Source organism: Novosphingobium sp. 63-713 (assembly GCF_001898925.1).
In the GTDB taxonomy this organism is placed as follows: Bacteria; Pseudomonadota; Alphaproteobacteria; order Sphingomonadales; family Sphingomonadaceae; genus Novosphingobium.
The window spans coordinates 201,979-221,027 of sequence record NZ_MKVS01000027.1 but is presented as its reverse complement, the minus strand read 5'-3'; the positions used below and the strand labels follow the sequence as shown (position 1 = coordinate 221,027).

18 protein-coding genes are annotated in these 19,049 nt (G+C 64.5%); 7 read left to right on the top strand and 11 right to left on the bottom strand.

Annotated elements, in window-relative coordinates; translation table 11 throughout:
* Positions 1–2 precede the first annotated feature (2 nt).
* Genes BGP00_RS15070 through BGP00_RS15055 form a run of 4 tightly spaced genes read right to left on the bottom strand, consistent with a single transcriptional unit; the run spans position 3 to position 5,552 of the window.
* Positions 3–3,419: an AAA family ATPase gene (locus tag BGP00_RS15070; RefSeq protein ID WP_292691001.1), complete on the bottom strand. Its 3,417-nt coding sequence runs from the start codon at positions 3,417–3,419 to the stop codon at positions 3–5.
* Between the two features lie 9 nt (positions 3,420–3,428).
* Positions 3,429–4,184 (bottom strand): thioredoxin domain-containing protein, encoded by a 756-nt coding sequence (locus BGP00_RS15065; RefSeq protein ID WP_168603782.1) that lies wholly within the window; start codon positions 4,182–4,184, stop codon positions 3,429–3,431.
* Positions 4,185–4,221: 37 nt separating this feature from the next.
* On the bottom strand, positions 4,222–4,941 hold the full coding sequence (locus BGP00_RS15060; protein WP_292691002.1) for a thioredoxin domain-containing protein: 720 nt from the start codon (positions 4,939–4,941) through the stop codon (positions 4,222–4,224).
* 29 nt (positions 4,942–4,970) lie between these two features.
* A complete protein-coding gene (locus BGP00_RS15055; protein WP_292691004.1) occupies positions 4,971–5,552 on the bottom strand; it encodes a DciA family protein in 582 nt (193 codons plus the stop codon).
* Positions 5,553–5,580: 28 nt separating this feature from the next.
* Here BGP00_RS15055 and BGP00_RS15050 point away from each other — a divergent pair, with 28 nt between their 5' ends.
* From BGP00_RS15050 to BGP00_RS15040, 3 genes are read left to right on the top strand one after another with little or no spacing between them, the layout of a single operon-like run.
* On the top strand, positions 5,581–6,666 hold the full coding sequence (locus tag BGP00_RS15050; RefSeq protein WP_292691005.1) for an A/G-specific adenine glycosylase: 1,086 nt from the start codon (positions 5,581–5,583) through the stop codon (positions 6,664–6,666).
* A 2-nt stretch (positions 6,667–6,668) separates the two neighbouring features.
* On the top strand, positions 6,669–7,550 hold the full coding sequence (gene nudC, locus BGP00_RS15045) for an NAD(+) diphosphatase (protein ID WP_292691007.1): 882 nt from the start codon (positions 6,669–6,671) through the stop codon (positions 7,548–7,550).
* Positions 7,551–7,553: 3 nt separating this feature from the next.
* Positions 7,554–7,913: a YciI family protein gene (locus BGP00_RS15040; RefSeq protein ID WP_292691009.1), complete on the top strand. Its 360-nt coding sequence runs from the start codon at positions 7,554–7,556 to the stop codon at positions 7,911–7,913.
* 3 nt (positions 7,914–7,916) lie between these two features.
* Here the strand turns inward: BGP00_RS15040 and BGP00_RS15035 are convergent, their stop codons facing one another.
* Positions 7,917–8,324, bottom strand: a complete 408-nt coding sequence (locus BGP00_RS15035) for a DUF1489 domain-containing protein (RefSeq protein WP_168603776.1) — start codon at positions 8,322–8,324, stop codon at positions 7,917–7,919.
* Complete coding sequence (mgtE, locus tag BGP00_RS15030; RefSeq protein WP_292691011.1) at positions 8,324–9,763, bottom strand: magnesium transporter; 1,440 nt, start codon at positions 9,761–9,763, stop codon at positions 8,324–8,326. The genes BGP00_RS15035 and mgtE overlap by 1 nt, the downstream gene beginning before the upstream one ends.
* Before the next feature lie 167 nt (positions 9,764–9,930).
* Here mgtE and BGP00_RS15025 point away from each other — a divergent pair, with 167 nt between their 5' ends.
* Together BGP00_RS15025 and BGP00_RS15020 are read left to right on the top strand one after the other, a co-directional pair.
* A complete protein-coding gene (locus BGP00_RS15025; RefSeq protein ID WP_292691012.1) occupies positions 9,931–10,398 on the top strand; it encodes a peptidylprolyl isomerase in 468 nt (155 codons plus the stop codon).
* Between the two features lie 161 nt (positions 10,399–10,559).
* Complete coding sequence (locus tag BGP00_RS15020) at positions 10,560–12,320, top strand: methyl-accepting chemotaxis protein (RefSeq protein WP_292691013.1); 1,761 nt, start codon at positions 10,560–10,562, stop codon at positions 12,318–12,320.
* Here BGP00_RS15020 and BGP00_RS15015 read toward each other — a convergent pair.
* From BGP00_RS15015 to BGP00_RS15000, 4 genes are read right to left on the bottom strand one after another with little or no spacing between them, the layout of a single operon-like run.
* Complete coding sequence (locus tag BGP00_RS15015) at positions 12,317–13,204, bottom strand: LysR substrate-binding domain-containing protein (protein WP_168603772.1); 888 nt, start codon at positions 13,202–13,204, stop codon at positions 12,317–12,319. The two genes, BGP00_RS15020 and BGP00_RS15015, sit on opposite strands and share 4 nt — an antisense overlap.
* Positions 13,205–13,210: 6 nt before the next feature.
* Positions 13,211–14,128 (bottom strand): hemolysin family protein, encoded by a 918-nt coding sequence (locus tag BGP00_RS15010; protein WP_292691284.1) that lies wholly within the window; start codon positions 14,126–14,128, stop codon positions 13,211–13,213.
* 28 nt (positions 14,129–14,156) lie between these two features.
* Positions 14,157–14,651, bottom strand: coding sequence for an rRNA maturation RNase YbeY (gene ybeY, locus BGP00_RS15005; protein WP_168604089.1), 495 nt, complete (start codon positions 14,649–14,651; stop codon positions 14,157–14,159).
* Positions 14,652–14,695: 44 nt separating this feature from the next.
* Positions 14,696–15,748: a PhoH family protein gene (locus BGP00_RS15000; protein ID WP_168603771.1), complete on the bottom strand. Its 1,053-nt coding sequence runs from the start codon at positions 15,746–15,748 to the stop codon at positions 14,696–14,698.
* 264 nt (positions 15,749–16,012) lie between these two features.
* Here BGP00_RS15000 and BGP00_RS14995 point away from each other — a divergent pair, with 264 nt between their 5' ends.
* Positions 16,013–16,489 (top strand): RcnB family protein, encoded by a 477-nt coding sequence (locus tag BGP00_RS14995; RefSeq protein WP_168603770.1) that lies wholly within the window; start codon positions 16,013–16,015, stop codon positions 16,487–16,489.
* A gap of 72 nt (positions 16,490–16,561) precedes the next feature.
* Here the strand turns inward: BGP00_RS14995 and miaB are convergent, their stop codons facing one another.
* On the bottom strand, positions 16,562–17,920 hold the full coding sequence (gene miaB, locus BGP00_RS14990; RefSeq protein ID WP_292691016.1) for a tRNA (N6-isopentenyl adenosine(37)-C2)-methylthiotransferase MiaB: 1,359 nt from the start codon (positions 17,918–17,920) through the stop codon (positions 16,562–16,564).
* Positions 17,921–18,062: 142 nt separating this feature from the next.
* Between miaB and BGP00_RS14985 the strand changes: the two genes are divergently transcribed.
* The gene (locus BGP00_RS14985; RefSeq protein WP_292691018.1) at positions 18,063–19,043 is read left to right on the top strand and encodes an SPFH domain-containing protein; all 981 of its coding nucleotides are present in this window, start codon (positions 18,063–18,065) and stop codon (positions 19,041–19,043) included.
* Positions 19,044–19,049: the final 6 nt, after the last annotated feature.

Genomic DNA, 19,049 nt, shown 5'->3' with positions numbered 1-19,049 from the left:
GCTTAACTCGCCTCGGCCAGCAATTGCTCGGCCGCGCTCAGATCCACGCTGACCAGCCGCGACACGCCGCGCTCCACCATGGTCACGCCGAACAGGCGATGCATCCGGCTCATCGTCACGGCATTATGCGTCACGACCAGATAGCGCGTTTCCGTCTCACGCGTCATCGCCTCCAGCAGATCGCAGAACCGCTCGATATTGGCATCGTCGAGCGCCGCGTCCACCTCGTCCAGCACGCAGATCGGCGAGGGATTGGTCAAGAACAGCGCAAAGATCAGCGCCACCGCCGTCAATGCCTGTTCGCCGCCAGACAGCAAAGTCAGTGATTGCAGGCGCTTGCCCGGCGGCTGGGCGAAGATCTCCAGCCCCGCCTCCAGCGGATCGTCCGAATCGACCAGCGCCAGATGCGCCTGCCCGCCCTGAAACAGCGTAGTGAACAGGCGGCGGAAATGGCCATCGACCGCCTCAAACGCCGCGCGCAGCCTCCCGCGCCCTTCGCGGTTCAGATTGCCGATCGAGCCGCGCAGCCGGTTGACCGCTTCGGCCAGCTCGGCCCTTTCGCGGATCGATTCGCCTGCACGTTCCTCGGCGGCGGCCAGTTCCTGCGCGGCAACCAGATTGACCGGCCCCAGCCGCTCGCGATCCGCCGCCCATTGGTCCATGGCGCGGCTTTCCTCGCCCGCCGTACCAGTTTCGGTAAAGCCGAAACGTTCGGTCAGCAGCGGGGGCGGACATTGAAAGCGTTCGCCCGAGGCGCGGTTCAATTCGGCGCGGCGCTGGTTTTCATTTTCTGATCGCGCCAGCGCCCCCGCGCGCGCCTCACGGGCGGCCACAAGTGCTTCCTGCGCGCTGGTTAATTCGCGCTCGGCCTCGGTGGCTTCCTGCGCCGCCTGAGCCATCGTGCTTTCGGCCTTTATCTGGGCTTGGCTCAGCGCCTGCTGCTCTTGCTCCAGCCCATCCATCTCGACACGGATCGCGGCCGGTCTGGCAGCATGGACGGCGCGCTCCTGCGCGATTTCCTCGATCCGCCCCGCCATCTGCGCCAGCCTTTTGGCCGCATCGCTGGCCCGGTTCTGCCAGTTGCGGATCTCGCCCGATTGCGCATGAACCCTTTCGCGAGCGACGGCCATAGTCTGATCCTGCGAGGCCAGCAGAGCGGTGGCCGATTGGTGATGCGCCCGTGCCGCCTCATGCCGCAAACGCGCCGTCTCCAGCATGGCCCGCCCCGTATCGGGCGCGGGCAGGGCGGCGCGGCGCTCCAGCGCGGCCTCCTGCTCGGCGCGGGCCGCATCGCGCTGCTGGGTCAGGTCGAGCGCGGCGGCCTGCAATTCGGCGCGGCGGGCGGCGGCGCGGTCGCGCGCGGCCTCGGCGGCATCCATCGCGCGCAGGGCGGCGCGCTCGGCATCGATGGCGGCGGCTACATCGCGCTCAAGCCCGGCGGCCTCATTCTGCGCCTGTGCCAGCGCCCCGGCCACCGCGCCCGCCTCGACCTCGGCCTGGGCGAGTGCATCGCGCAATGGCGGGATCTGTGCTTCCAGCGCGAGGAAGCGGTTATCCGCCTCCATCCGCGCCGCTTCCGCCGCGCCTTCGCCCCTCGCCACAAAACCATCCCAACGTCGGACATGCCCCGCGCGCGTCACCAACCATTCGCCGGGTGCGAGGGCGCGTCCATCATCCTCATCATCCACCCAGACCAGTGCCAGTCGGGCCGCCAGTTCCTCCGGAGAATCGGGAACATACGCGGCCAGACTCTGCGCCACCGGCACAGGCGGCACGGCCCCGGTCCAAAAGCGTCCCTCAGCACCGGCTTCTCCCAAAGGTGCCTTCGCATCGCGCCCCAGCACGGCGGCCAGTGCGCGCTCATAGCCCGGCGCGGCCCGCACATGATCGAGCGCGAGGCGGCGTCCGGCGGCGTTCTTCTGCGCCTTGGCGCGGGTCTCGCGGTCGCGCTGCAAGGCCTGAAACTCGCGCTCGATCCCGGCCAGATCGGCGCGGGCCGCCGAAAGCGCGCTGGCGGCGGCATCGCGCCGCCCCAGCAAGGCGGCGCGGCGCTCTTGTGCGGTATGCAGCGCCTCCCGGGTCTGTGCCAATCTCGCGCCCGCCTCGTCGCGCCGCGCGGTGGCGGCGGCCAGATCGGCCAGCGGATCGCCCGCCCGGTCCAGCGCGGCCAATGCCTCGCCATTGCGCGCCAGATCGGCCTCCGCGCGGGCGCAGCGGGTGCGGGCCTGCGCGATCTCGGCCTCGGCCACGCGCCACTCGGCCTCGACGCGCGCCTGTTCGGCATTGGCCTGCGCATAGGCGATTTCGGCGGCGCGGGCATTGCTGTCTGCTTCCTGAAGGGCCTGCGCCATGGCGGGCCTTTCGGCCTCTGCCTGCGCCAATCGCGCCCGCGCTTCGTCCAGTTCGAGTTGCAGCCTTTGCAAGGCCTGCGCCGCATCATGAGTAAGCTGGTCGGCCTCGTTGCGGTCGGCCTCCAGTCTTGCCTGTTGCCGGTCCAGGTCGGCCAATTTCGCCTGTGCCGCCTCCCACTGGCTGTTCAAGGCGGCAAGGCGGTGGGTATTGGCGCTGGCAGCCTCGCGCGCGATGCTCAGCGCCTCGCGGGTGGCGATGGCGGCCTGGGCGGCGGCGACCTGCTTGGTTTGGGCGGCATCGGCGCGGGATTGTGCGGCCGTGGCGCGTTCCTCGGCCAGTTTGGCTTCGGCCTTGGCATGGTCTGCTGCCTGCGCCGCCTCGCGCCAGCGGGCAAACAGCACGCGCGCCTCGGCCACGCGGATCTGTTCGGACAGGTGGCGATAGCGCTCGGCCGCGCGCGCCTGCCGCCGCAGCCCGGCGATCCTGCTTTCCAGCCCCGCCATCAGATCTTCAAGACGCGACAGATTGGCCTCGGTCGCGCGCAATTTCTGTTCGGCATCGCGGCGGCGCACATGTAGGCCCGCGATTCCCGCCGCTTCCTCAAGCATGGCGCGGCGTTCGGCAGGGCGGGCGTTGATGACAGCGGCGATCCGCCCTTGACTGACCAAGGCCGGTGAATGCGCGCCGGTTGCCGCGTCGGCAAAGACCAGCGCCACATCCTTTTGCCGCGCATCGCGCCCATTGATGCGATAGGCCGAACCCGCGCCGCGCTCGATCCGGCGCACAACCTCCAGTTCCTCGCCCGCGCTGTCATGGGCGGACAGGATCACTTCTGCAAAGTCGCGCGGCGGGCGGGTGGCCGTGCCCGCAAAGATCACATCCTCCATCCCCCCGCCGCGCAGCGACTTGGGGCTGCTCTCGCCCATCACCCAGCGGATGGCCTCGAGCAGATTGGATTTGCCGCAGCCGTTGGGGCCGACCACCCCGGTCAGCCCCGGCTCTATGCGCAGTTCGGCAGGCTCAACAAAGCTCTTGAAGCCTGAAAGTTTGAGCCGCCGAAAACGCATGAAAGCCTATCAGGCGCCCGCAGCCTTCAGCGCGGCTTCGACATTCTTCCACTCGGCGCCTTCGACCTTGTTGCCGTTGACGAAGACGGTGGGGGTCGAATTGATGCCCTTGGCGCTGATAGCCTCGGACGCCTTGGCCACGGCCTCGGCGCGAGGCAGGTCGGCAAGGCACTGGCGCTGCTGCGCTTCGGGCAGGCCGCGCGCCGAGAAGAAGGCGGTGTAGCCCAGCGCGTCGGCAATCGCCGGATAGCGCTGCGCGGCGGGCAGCTTCATCGCGGCCGAGGCCTGATCATACTGCTCCTTGGTCTGCGAATTCATCGCGTCGAAATTGGTGTAGACCTGTTCGATCAGGCCGAAATAGGCGTCATCCCCGCCGCAGCGTGCCAGAACCGTCAGCGGAATATCCTGCGGGTGGATGGCAAAGCTGCGGAATTCCAGGCTCACCTTGCCGCTGGCGATATAATTGCCGGTCAGCGCGCTCATCCCGTCCTGCGCCAGTTTCGCGCAGTGGGGGCAGGAGAGCGAGCCATATTCCACCATCTTGATGGCGGCCTTGGGATTGCCCACGATGATGCCGTCGCCATCCTCGGTTTTGGCAAAAGTTTCGGCCCATGTCTTGCCCGCGGGCGGGGCCACGGCGGTCACGCTGCCGGCGGGCGCGGTGGCGGCGCCGTTTTCCGACTTGTTGCAGGCGGCAAGACCCAGCGCGAGCGGCGCCATGGCCAGCATGGTCAGGGTACGGGTGGAAAGCGGGGCAAATATCATCTTGCAACCTATCCTTGGGCAAAGAATGAAATGGGTGTTACTTCAGCACGGCGGCCAGCTTGGGCTGCAATCCGGCCCAGTCATGTTCTTCGATCATCTTGCCGTCCAGCGTGAAGGTGGGCGTGCCGGTCGCGCCTAGTTCCTGCGCTTCCTTGGTCTGGGCGATCACGCGGCGCAAGGTGGCTTCGTTGGCGAAACAGGCGTCGGCCTGCGCGTGGCTCAGGCCCGCGCCGGCGGCGATGTCATAGAATTTCAGATCCGAAGCGATCGCGCGCATCCGCTCGGGCATCTGGCCTTCGTTCCAGCGCTTGGTCTGAGCCTCGGTCAGCTTTTGCGCGGTGGCGATCCACTGGTCCTGCTCGGCCAGAAACTTGTGATGCAGCGGGAAGAATTTTACCGGCGGCACACAATTGGTCAGCATGGCGATGGTGATGTCGAGCGGATCGCGGACCAGATGGCGCACCTCGAACGACAATTGCCCGCCGCCCACCGGCCCCATGCGCAGCGGCAGCGCCGTCTCTGCCTCGAAATGGGCGCAATGCGAGCAGGTGTAGCTCATATATTCGATCAGCTTGTGGGCTGCGGCCGGATTGCCCTGAATATGCCCGCCTACCGGGCTGACGGCCACTTTGGCGCCCCATGCGCCGCCCGTTGCCGCAGGCCGGGCCGCATGTTGGGGCGTGGCGGCCAGAACCGGCGCGGCGCTCAGCCCAAGCGTCAGAGCAACGGCGGCCATCATGCGAAGGGGAAGAAGCATCCAGAGTCCTTTGCTGAAAACAGAATTCGTCACGCCTCGTCCTGACGGGCGATGCTGCGGGCCAGCGATTCGAGAACCGCCTTCAATTCGGGATCACCGATATCGCGCAGCGAATCGCCAAGCTCGATCGGGATCGGCTTGAGGCTGGGCGGCGCGGCGCGGGCCGGGCTCTTTGGACGGGCGATCACCTCGCCTTGCCGCATCTTGACCTTGGACACCGCCTGATAGCCAAAGAAGCGGTTCACCCGCTCGATGATTTCGGGGATCACATGGGTGATGATCGGCGCATGGGCGGGCAGCACCACCAATTGCAGGATGCCGTCGCTTTTTTCACCGGGCGGGAAACGGATCGCCTCGGGCATACAGACATTGGCGTGGATCGGCCCGACGATTTCGGGCCAGCGCGTCACCACGCTGGATTGCACAAAGCCGAAGCGGCGAAAGGCGGTGCGGCCGATATCGGGCATCAGTTCGGCAATCGGCCTAGCCTGTCCGCCGCGCGGGCGTTCATAGGGCTGGCCCACGCGCGATTTTCCGCCGCGCGCTTTATCATCACGCGCCGCGACAGGGCTTTTGCTGCCCTTTGGTGTATTTGGCCTATCCCTTTCCATACCTGTCCAGCCATGCCATAGCCGCCCCATGGATGCCAGAGGCCAGAGCGTGAAATGCGGTAAAGTGGATAGCCCGCGCGCAGGATCAGTCGCGCAGGCGCTGCTCGATTGGTATGATGCCCATGCGCGGGCGTTGCCATGGCGCGCGCCGCCCGGTGCCAATTGGGCCGATCCCTACCGCGTCTGGCTGTCCGAAGTGATGCTGCAACAGACCACGGTGGCGGCTGTCATCCCCTATTTCGAACGTTTCACCACGCGCTGGGTTGATGTTGCCGCGCTGGCCGCCGCGCCTGAGGAAGAGGTAATGGCGGCATGGGCGGGCCTTGGCTATTATTCGCGGGCGCGGCGATTGGTGGAATGCGCAAGGGTCGTGGCCGATCGGGGCGGTTTTCCCGAGGATGAGGCGGGATTGCGCGCCTTGCCGGGGCTGGGGGCCTATACGGCGGCGGCGGTGGCGGCGATTGCCTTTGGCCAGCGTGCGGTGGTGGTCGATGCCAATGTCGAGCGGGTGGTGGCCCGCCTGTTTGACATTGAGCAGCCTTTGCCCGCCGCGCGCGCTGCCATCCGCGAGGCCGCCGATGCCATTACTCCCGATGCCCGCAGCGGCGATTTTGCTCAGGCGATGATGGATTTAGGCTCAGGGATTTGCAGCGTTCGTGCGCCGCAATGCCTGATCTGCCCCCTGCGTAGCGATTGCCGGGGGCAGGCGCGGGCCGAGCAATTGCCGGTCAAACCGCCCAAGAAGGCGAAGGCCCAGCGTATCGGTCATGCATGGTGGATCGAGCGCGACGATGCAGTCTGGCTGATCCGCCGCCCGGCCAGCGGGATGCTGGGGGGGATGCGCGCGCTGCCCGATGATGGCTGGAATGCGCGGGCCGACGGGTCGGGCGATCCGCCGCTCGATGGCGGCTGGCGCGAGGTGGGCAGGGTGACGCATGTGTTTACCCATGTCGCGCTCGATCTGGCCGTGATGGTGTCACAGGGCGGTGATAGTCCGGAGGGTGTCAAAGAATTGGAAGAGGGTGAATGGTGGCCGCTGGCCCGGCTTGACGAGGCCGGATTGCCCACGCTCTATGCCCGCGCCGCAGCGGTCGCGATGGCCAGAAAAGGATAGATATGCGTCCCCCCATGACCTTTACGGGCAACCCTCTGGACCGCGCCGATGCAGTGCGTTCTGATCCTGCGCGTCTGGCGGCGCTGTGGGCGCAGGGCGGGCGGCTGTTGCAGATGGAAGGGCTGGAGCCCAGCCTTGCCAGCGGCGCTCTAATCTGGAGCGAGGCGGATGAAGCCCCAGAGGGTGAGGCGGTGCTCCTTGGGCTGGACGGCGCGGGTATCGGCCATTTCGCCCCGGTGCCTGCTCCCGATCAGGCCAGTACGGCACCCGCTAGTTTCAACCTGTGGCAGGCGCTGAACGGCATGGATGGCGGCGAGATCGCGATCTATGGCGCGGCGCGGGCGCTGGTGGGCTGGCATGCGCGGCATCGGTTCTGCGCGCGTTGCGGCGCGGCCACGGCGCTGGCCAAGGGCGGATGGCAGCGCGATTGCGCCGCCTGCGGGGCGCAGCATTTTCCCCGCACCGATCCGGTGGTCATCATGTCGGTTGAGCATGAGGGGCGGCTTCTGCTGGGCCGCCAACCTCGTTTTCCGCCGCATCGCTATTCCGCGCTGGCCGGTTTTATCGAGCCGGGGGAGAGCATTGAGGAGGCCGTCGCCCGCGAGATTTACGAGGAAGCGGGGGTCAAGGTCCGCGATGTGCGCTATGTCGCCAGCCAGCCCTGGCCTTTCCCTTCCAGCCTGATGATCGCGGCCCATGCCTTTGCCGATGATCCGGCGCTGACCATCGACCACAGCGAGTTGGAAGATGCCCGCTGGTTCACCCGTGCCGAAGTGGTCGAGGCCATGCATGCGCGCGACCGGGGCGAGGATGGCGCGGCCTTCAGCGCGCCTTCGCGTACGGCGGTGGCGTGGCATTTGCTGGCGGATTGGCTGGAGGATTAGGTCATGCGCGTTCTGGTGATGGTCAAGGCTACCCAGGAAAGCGAAGCGGGCCGGTTCGAACCGGCGTGGACGCAGGAGATGATGGCCGCGATGGGGCGCTTCAACGATGCGCTGCGCGAGGCGGGCGTGCTGATTATGGCCGAGGGATTGGCGGCATCGGATCAGGGCAAGCTGATCGTGTTTGACGGTGCGAGCCGCGAGATCATCGATGGTCCCTTCACACCCAGCGAAGAACTGGTCGCTGGTTTCTGGCTATGGGAAGTGAAAGATATGGACGAGGCGCTGGATTGGGGGCGCCGTTGCCCCAATCCGATGCCGGTGCCCAGTGTGATCGAGATCCGCCCGATCCACGAGCATCGTTAGGCGTCAGACCAGCCCCAGCTTCGCCAATTCCGCCGCTACATTGGCGGGCAGGACATCGCCATTGTCTCCGCTGGCCAGATCGGCCGGGGCGTCCTTGGCCTCCAGATAGCGCCAGCCCTGATGCGCGCGGCGCGGCGTGGGCACGACATCGATCAGATCGGTTGAAATCAGGATCGCGGTGCGCCCGCCTTCGTCCTCCTCAAAGCCCAGAATTTCGCTGCGCGCCACCAATTGGTGCTTGAAAATCCAGAACAGCGATCCGCCGATCATCTCGGCGGCTCGCTTGGGCCGGTTGCGTGTGGTCAGCCGCGCCACCTTGGCGCCCCCGCGCCGCCCCTCAGGCGAGAACCATTCGTGGATTTCGGCCATGGATTGGGCGCCATAGGCAACTTTGGTCATATTCAGGGGCATCAGGCAAGTCCCGTCAGAACGGCAAGGCCGAGGAAGGAGAAGAAGCCCATGACATCGGTGGCCGTGGTTACAAATACGGCCGAAGAGACGGCTGGATCAACCCGCAGCCGGTCCAGCGTGACGGGCACCAAGATGCCCGCAAGGCCCGCGACCAGATTGTTGATGACCATGGCCGCACCGATCACCGCGCCCAGATGCGGATTGCCGAAAAGCAGCGTCGTGCCCGTGCCGATCATCAGACCCAGCGACAGGCCATTGGCCATCGCGATGCGCAATTCGCGCAGGACCATGCGGACCGTATTCGAGCTGGTCAACTCGTTGGTAGCAATCGCGCGCACCACCACGGCCAGCGTCTGGGTGCCCGCATTGCCGCCCATCCCGGAGACAATCGGCATCAGAACGGCCAGCAGCGCGAATCGCGCAATTGCCCCCTGAAACAGGCCGACCACGGAAGAAGCGATGATCGCCGTGCCCAGATTGACCACCAGCCATGACAGGCGCGTGCGAACCGTCATCAGGATCGGTTCGTTGATGTCACCATCGCCCGCACCAGACAGGCGCAGGATGTCCTCGCTGGCTTCTTCCTGAATGATGTGGACCACGTCGTCGACCGTGATCTGACCAACCAGCCGTCCGCTTTCATCGACCACGGCGGCCGAAATCAGCGCGTATTTCTGAAAGCGCAGCGCCACTTCTTCCTGATCCATGCCCACCGGGATCAGCGTCTGGTCGCGCTTCATCACATTGGATAGCGTCACATGGCGATCGGTGCGCAGGATCCAGGAAAGCTGGCACGTGCCGACCGGATGGTGGCGGGCATCGACGATGAAGATTTCCCAGAATTCGGTGGCCAGATCCTTGTTGTCGCGCAGATAATGGATCAGCTCGCCCACGCTCATATGCTCGCCCACCGCGATATAATCGCGGCTCATCAGGCGGCCTGCGGTTTCCTCGGGATAGGCCAGCGCGGATTCGATGGCCGCGCGTTCTTCCGGCTCCATTTCGGCCAGAACCGCCTGCTGTTCTTCCGGCTCAAGGTCTTCGAGCAGGGCGACCGCGTCGTCGGTCTCCATCTCCTCGGCAATGTCGGCAATGTCTCCGGCCGACAATTCATCGACCAGTGCCTCGCGCACGTGGTCGTTCAGTTCGGCAAAGACCTCGCCGCCCATCAGGTCGGAAATGGCATCGGCCAGCGCCGGGCGCTCATCGGCGTCGATCTGTTCGAACAGGTCGGCCACGTCGGCCGGGTGCAGCGGCTCGACCAGCGCATAGACCGCGTCGACCTCGCCCGCATCAAGGGCCGCGCGGACCCGGCGGACGAATTCCCCCTTCAACTGGTTGTCTTCGTCCAGGCTGTCATGGCGCGTGTTTTCCTCCGCCGCCTCGATTTCGGCGGTGGGGGCATCGGCATAGAGAGGATCGACAGGCTCGACAGTCATGGGGGAAGGGGATTAGGCATTAAGCGAATAAAAGCAACCGTGCAGGATGCGTTTAACGCAAGGGACCGCACAAACTGCTGGCCTTGGGCGCGGGGCCCCTTTATCAGCGCGGCCAGAAAAGGGCGATGATGGCCAATCCTCGCCACGTCCATACAGGAGCTTTACCCATGGCCGACGAAATTCTCACCTTCACCGTGGATACCGGCAACGGCATCGGCGATGTTGTCATCAAGCTGCGCCCCGATCTGGCCCCCGGCCACGTTGAACGCATCAAGGAACTGGTCGGCGAAGGCTTCTATGACGGCATCACCTTCCACCGCGTGATCCCCGGCTTCATGGCGCAGGGCGGCTGCCCCAACGGCACCGGCACCGGCGGCAGCGACAAGCCCGACCTGAAGGCCGAATTCAACAACGAACCGCATGTGCGCGGCGTGTGCTCGATGGCCCGCACCTCCTATCCGCACTCGGCCAACAGCCAGTTCTTCATCTGCTTTGACGATGCCACCTTCCTCGACCGTCAGTACACGGTGTGGGGCGTGGTCCAGTCGGGCATGGAATTCATCGACGCGCTGCCCAAGGGCGAACCGCCGCGCAATCCGGGCAAGATCGTCAAGGCCGTGGTTTCGGAAGCCTGATCCCGTGGTCCGCCCCGCGCTCTCCCAGTTGGAGGGCGCGGGGCGGATCTGCGTTTGCACCAACTGTTAACTCTTCTTCAGGGCTCGTCCCTAGCCATCGGTTCAACCGATCTCCATTGCTTGTGAACGATAGTAAACGGACAGTCTCGAGAGGATAGTCCGTGCTCGCTCGCGCAAAAATCAGCACACTTGTCGCCGCAGGCTCGCTTTCGCTGGCGGCCATCATCGGCTTTGGGGCCACATTGGCCGTTCAGGGCGCGTCGACCATGCGCGCCGATATGGCCTATCTGGCGAGCAATTCGGTCCCCAGCGTGGACAAGCTCAATTCGATCATCGTCGATTTTGAAATCGCGCGCATCCGCATGTCGCGCATGATTCTGGCGCAATCGCCTGATGAGGCCACCAAGCAATCCGCCTCGCTCGACAAGGCTCTGGCCAATGCCGAACAGGGTATTGCCGATTACAAGAAATTGATCAGCGACAAGGAAGATGGGCGGCTTTACGAGGATTTCGTCCAGCGCTGGCAATTGTTCCGACAGGACGTTGAAGCCATTCGCACCGCTGAACTGAGCAATCAGCATGACCGCGCCATTGCGCTGTTCAATGGCGATATCGTGGGCCATTCGCGCGATCTGCAAGGCGCGATCGAGGCCGACAAGGATTACAACGTCAAGCTGGTCAATCAGATTGCGGGCAAGGTGCTGGAACAGGCCGATACCGCGATCCAGCGCAATATTGTGCTGGGTATGCTGGGCGTCGGCATTGGCTTGCTGGTGCTGCTGATGTTCTCGCTGCGGGTGACGCGGCCGGTTTCGCATTTGAAGGATGCGATGGGCGATATGGCTGCGGGCAATCTGGACCGCGACATTCCCGGCATCGACAAGAGCGATGAATTGGGCGACATCGCCCGCGCGCTGGAGGAGATCCGCCAATCGGTTGCCAATCGCAGCCGCGCCGAGGCCGAGACCAAACTGGCCGCCCAGCAGAAGATCACCGGCGCGCTGGAGCGCGGTCTGGCCGCCCTGCGTCAGGGGCGGCTGGATGAGCGGCTGGACGAGGAATTTCCGGCCGAATACGAACAGTTGCGCAATGATTTCAATGCCACGGCCGCCTCGCTGTCCGAACAGATTTCGGCCGTTTCGGTCTCCTCCAACGCGGTGCGTTCCGGGGCTGGCGAGATTTCCTCGGCGGCGCAGGATCTGGCTCATCGTACAGAGCTCCAGGCTGCATCTTTGGGCAACACAGCCAATACCGTGCGCGAACTGGCCCATTCGGTGGCCCAGACCGGGCAGGGCGTGACCAGCGTGGCCGGATCGGCGCATGAGGCCGAGCGGGAGGCCTCGAACAGTGGCGAGTTGATGCAGGGCGCCGTGGCGGCGATGCAATCCATCGCGGCGACCTCGGAAAAGATGCGCTCAATTGTCGAGATCATCGACGGCATTTCGTTCCAGACCAACCTTTTGGCGCTCAACGCCGGGGTCGAGGCCGCGCGGGCAGGGGACGCCGGGCGCGGCTTTGCCGTGGTGGCCACCGAGGTGCGCAATCTGGCCGAGCGCAGCGCGCTGGCGGCCAAGGAGATCGGTGCGCTGATTGTCAATTCGGGCGAGGAGGTGCGCGCGGGCGTCGATATGGTCAGCCGCACCCAGTCGAGCCTTGAACGCATTGTCGAGCGTTCGACCGAGGTCGCGGGCATGCTTTCCACGCTGGCCACCAATGCGGCCCAGCAGTCCGAGGCCATCGCCGGCGTCAATCAGGTTCTGAACGAACTGGATATGGCCACCCAGCAGAATGCCGCGCTGGTCGAGGAATCGACCGCCGCCTCGCGCTCACTGGCCCATGAGGCCGAGCGTCTGTCGGGCGTGGTGCAGCGTTTCACGCTGGCCCGCCGCTCCACTCGCGACGGGTTGCGTCATGCGGCTTAAAGCCCGGCCTTGATCAGCCAATCGTGGAAAATCCGCACCGGGCGCGTTTCCAGCGCGCGCGGGCGGCACACGAACCAATAGCTGTAGGGGCTGTCGATATCGGCGTCGAACAGGCGGACCAGACGGTCATCGCCGGGACGCAAAAAGTGGTCGTCATGGACGATGGCGATGCCCAGCCCCTGAACCGCTGCGGCAATGATAAGCTGGGCCGAATCGAAATGGTCGATCGCGGCCGGTTCCAGTCGCTCCAGTCCCAGCGCACCTTTCCACACATCAAGGCTTTCGGGCAGATCGGTAGAGATCACGAAAGTCTGCTTTGACAGGCGGGCCAGATCGGGTGTCGCGCCAATCTCGGCGGCCAGCGCGGGCGAGGCGAAAGCGTGGATCTTGTTATGATCGAGCCGCACCGAATGGAGCGCGGGGTCAGGCTCCTTGGACAGCACGATGGCCGCATCAATCGAATCGCCCAGTTCCGATTCGAGCTGCGCCCCGGTGTCAAAGTCGATATGCAGCCGCGGATGCAACTTGCGCAATTCGGGCAGGCGCGGAAACAGGCGCGTGCCCGCAAACAGCGCGGGAACGCCCAGATGCAGGCGCATCACATTGCTGGCCTCCATCTGCGATTCGACCGCCTCGGCCAGATCTTCCAGCTTGGGGCTGACGGCGGCGTAAAAGGCATGGCCGTCATCGGTCAGCTTCATTGCCTGATGCTGCCGTGTAAACAGGCGCTTGCCCACGAAATCCTCCAGCGCGCCCACGCGGCGGGACAGCGCAGAAGGGCTCAGGCCCAATTCGCTGGCCGCGGCCTTGGCCGAACCAAGGCGGACCGTGCGGACAAAGGCTTCCAGCGCGCGCAGGGGGGGCAGGCGGCGGGTGGCGGGCATGATCGATCAGTCCTCTTGTGCGCCATGGCTGGCGGGCGGATGCAGGCGAAGGCGAATCACGTGGCGCTCGTCAGCCTCGGTTACTTCGATGATCCAGCCGCTGGCATGCGCGATCCGCGCGCCTACCGGCGGCACATGGCCGGACAGCACAAAGGCCAGCCCGCCCAGAGTATCAATGTCTTCCTCGACTTCGGCGAGGCGCGGATCGACCCGCTTGCCCACTTCGTCAAGTTCGACCTTGGCATCGGCATCCCATAGACCATCGTCGAGGGGGCGCAGCAATTCGGCCGGAGCATCGTCATGCTCATCCTCGATCTCGCCGACGATTTCCTCGACCAGATCCTCAAAAGTGATGATGCCCTCTGTGCCCGAATATTCATCAACCACCACGGCCAGATGCACCCGGCTGGAGCGCATGTCGGCCAGCACGTCGAGCGCACCGCGCGCGGTGGGCACGAACAAGGGCTGGCGCATCATCCGCGTCCAGTTGCCCTGCGGCTCCTCGCCGCGCGCCAGATAGGGGAAGACGTCCTTGATGAGGATCATGCCGATCACCTCATCGAGCGTCTCACGATAGACAGGCATGCGCGAATGGCCATGTTCGGCAAAGGCGGCGACCACATCGGGCCACGGGGCATTATGCGCCAGCGCGATGATCTGGCCGCGCGGGATGCAGACATCGGCCGCGTCCAGTTCGGAAAAATGCAACAGGTTGCGCAGCATCTGCCGCTCAAGCATCGAAAGGTCGCCCGCCTCGCCGGGGCTGCCTTCCTCCTCATGTTCGTCGATGATGTCTTCCAGATGGGCGCGCAGCGACTGATCCTGATCGCCCCCTTCAAAGAAGCGCAGAACCGAGCGCCATAAAGAGCGCTTACTGTCCGGCTCTCCGAGGCCGGAATCCCCTGTTCGGCCCATGTCGGCCACTTTGTGCATTACTCCGATTGCAAGAAATTCAAAGGTGATGGTCGCCATATGGGTCGGCAATGCCGATCAGCGCAAGCGCCTTTATCTCCAAAACTTCCATCTCGCGCGCATCTTCCTCGGAAATCTCGTGATCGAGCCCCGCCAGATGCAGCAAACCATGGATAATCAGGTGCGAGGCATGATCGGCCAGCGCGATGCCCTTATCCATCGCCTCACGCGCGCAGGTTTCATAGGCCAGCGCAATATCGCCCAGCAATTCGGGCGGCCCATCATCGGCCAGATCAAGCAGATCCTCGCGCGCTAGCATGGGAAAGGAGAGCACGTTGGTCGGCTTGTCCTTGCCCCGCCATTCGGCGTTGAGCACCTGCACCTCTGCGTCCGAGGTGAAGATCATGCTGGTGCTCAGGCATTCCTTGGCCAGTTCGGGGGCGACCACGGACAAAGCCCCCGCCGCGCGGGCGGCAAGGGCTTCCCAATCAGTGGATTCCGGCCAGGGAGATTCGATGTCGATTTCAAGCGTCAGCATAGGTCGGCTCCCCTAGGCGCTGGCGGCGGGAATGTCGAAGCCTAATCCTCGTTCTTGCCTTCATAGGCTTCGACAATGCGGCCCACGATCGGGTGGCGCACCACGTCCGATCCCTTGAAGCGCACCGTGGCGATGCCTTCGACACCCTCCAGCCGCACAACGGCATCGTTCAGCCCACTGGCCGCCATGCCGCCGGGCAGGTCGACCTGCTTGGGGTCACCGCAGATGACCATCCGGCTGTTCATGCCAAAGCGGGTCAGGAACATCTTCATCTGGGCCGCCGTGGTGTTCTGCGCCTCGTCAAGGATGACGAAGGCATCGGCCAGCGTGCGACCGCGCATGAAGGCGATGGGCGCCACCTCGATCTCGCCATTGGCCAGACGTCGCTCGACCTGCTCGGGCGGCATGCAGTCAAAGAGCGCATCGTACAAAGGCCGCAGATAGGGATCGACCTTGTCCTTCATATCGCCGGGCAGAAAGCCGAGCTTTTCGCCCGCCTCGACCGCTGGGCGGCTCAGGATCAGGCGCTTGACGCTGCCGGTGATGAGTTGCGACACGGCCTGCGCCACGGCGATATAGGTCTTGCCGGTGCCCGCCGGGCCAAGGGCGAAGATCACATCATTGCGGGTCAGTGCGCGCATATAGTCGATCTGGGTCGGGCTGCGCGGGACGATGGTCTTGCCGCGCGTGCGGATCATGATCGGGGGATGGGTTTCATCCCCGGTGATGATGCCTTCCAGCGTTGGCTCGACCGACATGGCGATCAGCGATTCGACCGCGCCCGCGTCCACTTCCTGCCCCGAGAGCAGGCGGCTGTGCATGCCTTGCAGCACTTCACGCGCGCGGGCGACATTGTCTTCATTGCCTTCGATCAGGATGCGATTGCCACGGGCCGAGATATAAACCCCCAGCCGGTTTTCGATCAGCACCAGATTGGCGTCAAACTGGCCAAAGAGCGCGCCCAATATGGTCGGCTCGTCAAATTCCAGCTCGGTTCGCGCACGTCGGGAAGGATTGGCGCGAGCGTTCGGGCTGCGGAAGGAGGCCACATCTTCGATGGGGTCAAAAGCGGCGCGGATCTGTTTGCGGGCCATGTGCTCCTTGTCTGTGGCCGGAGTCTCAAGACCGGCTCACTAAGTTAAGATATGCCTCCTCATGCCATCCGCCAAGGGGCCCCGCGCGCCGCAGTGGTGGAAAAGCGTAGGCGAGGGCAGGGATGGGCGTACAAATTGATACAAACCTGACTGAGATCTGAGCGTCCAGTTCCAAATGGGTTCATGGCGTCAGGCCCATAAAGGCTTCATCGGGGCCAGTCCTGTTCCTCAGGCGTCCCTCCCGGAGTTTCAAAGGAGAGCAAGATGCGAAAGATCCTGATGCTGGCGCTGGCCGCCGCGACTGTTGTTCCGACCGTTGCCTCGGCCCAGAGCGCCCATGAGCTGCGCCGCGATCAACGCGACATCGCCCGCGAACACCGCGAGATCCATCGCGACATGGCGCGCGGCGATTATCGCGAAGCCCGCCGTGACATGCGTGACCTGCGCAATGCCCGCCAGGAATATCGCGAGGACTGGCGTGATTATCGCCGCGCCCATGGCGATGTGTTCCGTGGTCCCGCCTATGTCGGCCCGCGCGGCTATGCCTATCGCCCCGTCGCGCCGGGTTATCGCTTCGCGCCTGACTATTACCACCGCCGCTACTGGATCGCCGATCCCATGGTTTACCGCCTGCCCCCTCCGGGCATGAACCAGCGCTGGGTGCGTTATGGCCGCGATGTGGTGCGGGTTGACCTGCGCACGGGCCGCGTCCTGCAGGTTTACGGCTCATTCTTCTACTAATTCAGCGCGCTTCGGTCGGGAAGCTGTGCTGGGCCGCCCCTTCCGCAAGGAGGGGGCGGCTTTTTATGCGTTTCAGGCGATCACCCGCCCGGTGAGCGAATTCGGCCCTGCCTGCACGAGTTCGGCGCGCAGGATATCGCCCACGCCGTAATCGCCCTGGAAATGCACCGATTGCAGCCAGGGTGATTTGCCCAGCCATTGGCCCGGCAGCTTGCCCTTGCGTTCGATCAGCACGTCGCAGTTGCGGCCAAGGCTGGCCTGATTGAAGGCATGCTGGTCGCGGTTGAGCGCGGCCTGCAAACGCTGCAACCGGTCGTCCATTACCTCGCCGGGGATCTGATCATCCATCGTGGCCGCAGGCGTGCCGGGGCGCGGCGAATATTTGAAGCTGAAGGCCTGCGCATAGCCAACCGCGTCGATCAGTGCGATGGTTTCGGCGAAATGCTCCTCGCTCTCGCCGGGGAAGCCGACGATGAAATCGCCCGAGAGAGCAATATCGGGCCGCACCTCGCGCACGCGTTCCAGCAGGCGCAGATAGCTTTCGGCCGTATGGCTACGGTTCATGGCCTTCAGGATCGCATTGCTGCCCGATTGCACCGGCAGGTGCAGGAAGGGCATCAGTTTTTCCACCTCACCATGGGCGGCGATCAGGCCATCGGTCATGTCATTGGGATGGCTGGTGGTATAGCGGATGCGCGCCAGACCGTCGATCGCGGCCAGATCGCGGATCAGCCCGTCAAGGCCGACCTTCTGCCCCTTGCCGTTCTCGCCGCCCCAGGCATTCACATTCTGGCCCAGCAGCGTGATTTCCTTCGCGCCCGCTTCGACCAGACGATGCGCCTCGGCAATCAGGTCGGCATAGGGGCGGCTGATTTCCGCGCCGCGCGTATAGGGCACCACGCAATAGGTGCAGAACTTGTCGCAACCCTCCTGCACCGTCAGGAAAGCCGTCGGCCCCACGCTGCGCCGCTTGGGCAGGGCCGCGAATTTGGCATCGGCGGGCATGTCCGTGTCGGTCACGCGTTCGCCATCGACCGCGCGGGCGATCATCTCAGGCAGGCGATGATAGGCCTGCGGCCCCACCACCATGGTCACGGCGGGCGCACGTGCCATGATCTCCTCACCCTCGGCCTGCGCCACGCAACCGGCCACCGCGATCAGCGGTTGCGTGCCATCCTCGCGCCGCGCATCCTTGATGATACGGCCAATGTCGGAATAGACCTTCTCGGCGGCCTTTTCGCGGATATGGCAGGTGTTGAGCACGACCAGATCGGCCTGCTCGCCCTCGGGCGCGGGGGCAATGCCCTGATGGGCCAGCAATTCTTCCATACGCTGGCCGTCATAGACATTCATCTGACAGCCAAAGCTCTTCACGCGATAGGTGCGCGGGGCGGAAACAGGCGAGGTGCGGGGGGTGGAAATGGCAGACATAGCGCGGGCCGTTACGCCAAAACGCGGCAAAAATGAAGGGGCGATGCGGGCGCCTGTCCGGTTATGCTTGCGGTTTCGCTTGCAAGGGCGGTGTCTTACTCTAGAATAACACCTGTTCTCGGAACAATTCAGGATAGTTGCCATGTTTGATTTCCTGCGCAAACAGTTCATCGATGTGATCGAATGGCATGAGGCGCCCGGACAGGTCGCATGGCGTGTGCCTACGGCGGGCAATGAAATCAAGAATGGCGCGCAACTGACCGTGCGCGAGGGCCAGATCGCGGCCTTTATGAACGAGGGGCAGGTGGCCGATTATTTCGGCGCGGGGCTGCATATTCTGGAAACGGCCAATCTGCCGGTCCTGACCAATCTGATGAATTGGGACAAGGGGTTCAACTCGCCCTTCAAATCCGATGTCGTCTTTATCAGCATGAAGGAGCAGGCGGGCCGCAAATGGGGCACGCCCCAACCTGTGACGGTGCGCGATGCTGAATTCGGGGCGATCCGCCTGCGCGCCTTTGGCACCTATTCGTTCAGGATCGCCGATCTCAAGCTCTTTGTCGAAAAGGTGCTGGGAACGATGGGCGAGGTCTGGGCCGATACGCTTGACACCCAATTGCGCAGCGCCATCGTCACCGCCATCGCCACCGCGCTGGGGGGCAGCAAGGTGCCTTTCCTCGATCTGGCCGCCAATCAGCAGGCGATGTCGGACACGATCAAGGCCGAGGTGGACAAGGCCTTTGCCGCATGGGGCCTCTCCTGCCCCAGCTTCTTTGTCGAAAGCATCAGCCTGCCGGATGAGGTCCAGGCCCATCTCGACAAGGGTTCCTCGATGCGCGTGCTGGGCGATATGGCGGGCTACACCCGTTTTCAGGCCGCACAGGCGCTCGACAACCCGGCCTCCGACAGCGGCCTTGCCGGAATCGGCGCGGGCATGGCGGCGGCCAATATGCTGAGCGGGGCAATGAGCGGCGCTTTCGGCCAGAGCGCGCCTGCCAGCGCCGCCCCGGCTGAAGACCCCTTCGCCTTGCTGGAAAAGTTGCACAAGCTGCTGACCATCGGCGCGATCACGCAGGAAGAATTTGACGCCAAAAAGGCCGAAATCCTCTCGCGGGTGAAGTAAGAGAAC

What these genes read in the sequence shown, in the direction of transcription:
- BGP00_RS15035 (WP_168603776.1), bottom strand. Translation starts at nt 8,324, where the DNA reads ATGCCCCTGAATATGACCAAAGTTGCCTATGGCGCCCAATCCATGGCC.
- nudC (WP_292691007.1), top strand. Translation starts at nt 6,669, where the DNA reads ATGCGTCCCCCCATGACCTTTACGGGCAACCCTCTGGACCGCGCCGAT.
- BGP00_RS15065 (WP_168603782.1), bottom strand. Translation starts at nt 4,184, where the DNA reads ATGATATTTGCCCCGCTTTCCACCCGTACCCTGACCATGCTGGCCATG.
- miaB (WP_292691016.1), bottom strand. Translation starts at nt 17,920, where the DNA reads ATGTCTGCCATTTCCACCCCCCGCACCTCGCCTGTTTCCGCCCCGCGC.
- BGP00_RS15040 (WP_292691009.1), top strand. Translation starts at nt 7,554, where the DNA reads ATGCGCGTTCTGGTGATGGTCAAGGCTACCCAGGAAAGCGAAGCGGGC.
- BGP00_RS15015 (WP_168603772.1), bottom strand. Translation starts at nt 13,204, where the DNA reads ATGCCCGCCACCCGCCGCCTGCCCCCCCTGCGCGCGCTGGAAGCCTTT.
- BGP00_RS15000 (WP_168603771.1), bottom strand. Translation starts at nt 15,748, where the DNA reads ATGGCCCGCAAACAGATCCGCGCCGCTTTTGACCCCATCGAAGATGTG.
- BGP00_RS15060 (WP_292691002.1), bottom strand. Translation starts at nt 4,941, where the DNA reads ATGCTTCTTCCCCTTCGCATGATGGCCGCCGTTGCTCTGACGCTTGGG.
- BGP00_RS15025 (WP_292691012.1), top strand. Translation starts at nt 9,931, where the DNA reads ATGGCCGACGAAATTCTCACCTTCACCGTGGATACCGGCAACGGCATC.
- BGP00_RS15055 (WP_292691004.1), bottom strand. Translation starts at nt 5,552, where the DNA reads ATGGAAAGGGATAGGCCAAATACACCAAAGGGCAGCAAAAGCCCTGTC.
- mgtE (WP_292691011.1), bottom strand. Translation starts at nt 9,763, where the DNA reads ATGACTGTCGAGCCTGTCGATCCTCTCTATGCCGATGCCCCCACCGCC.
- BGP00_RS14995 (WP_168603770.1), top strand. Translation starts at nt 16,013, where the DNA reads ATGCGAAAGATCCTGATGCTGGCGCTGGCCGCCGCGACTGTTGTTCCG.
- BGP00_RS15070 (WP_292691001.1), bottom strand. Translation starts at nt 3,419, where the DNA reads ATGCGTTTTCGGCGGCTCAAACTTTCAGGCTTCAAGAGCTTTGTTGAG.
- BGP00_RS14985 (WP_292691018.1), top strand. Translation starts at nt 18,063, where the DNA reads ATGTTTGATTTCCTGCGCAAACAGTTCATCGATGTGATCGAATGGCAT.
- BGP00_RS15050 (WP_292691005.1), top strand. Translation starts at nt 5,581, where the DNA reads ATGGATGCCAGAGGCCAGAGCGTGAAATGCGGTAAAGTGGATAGCCCG.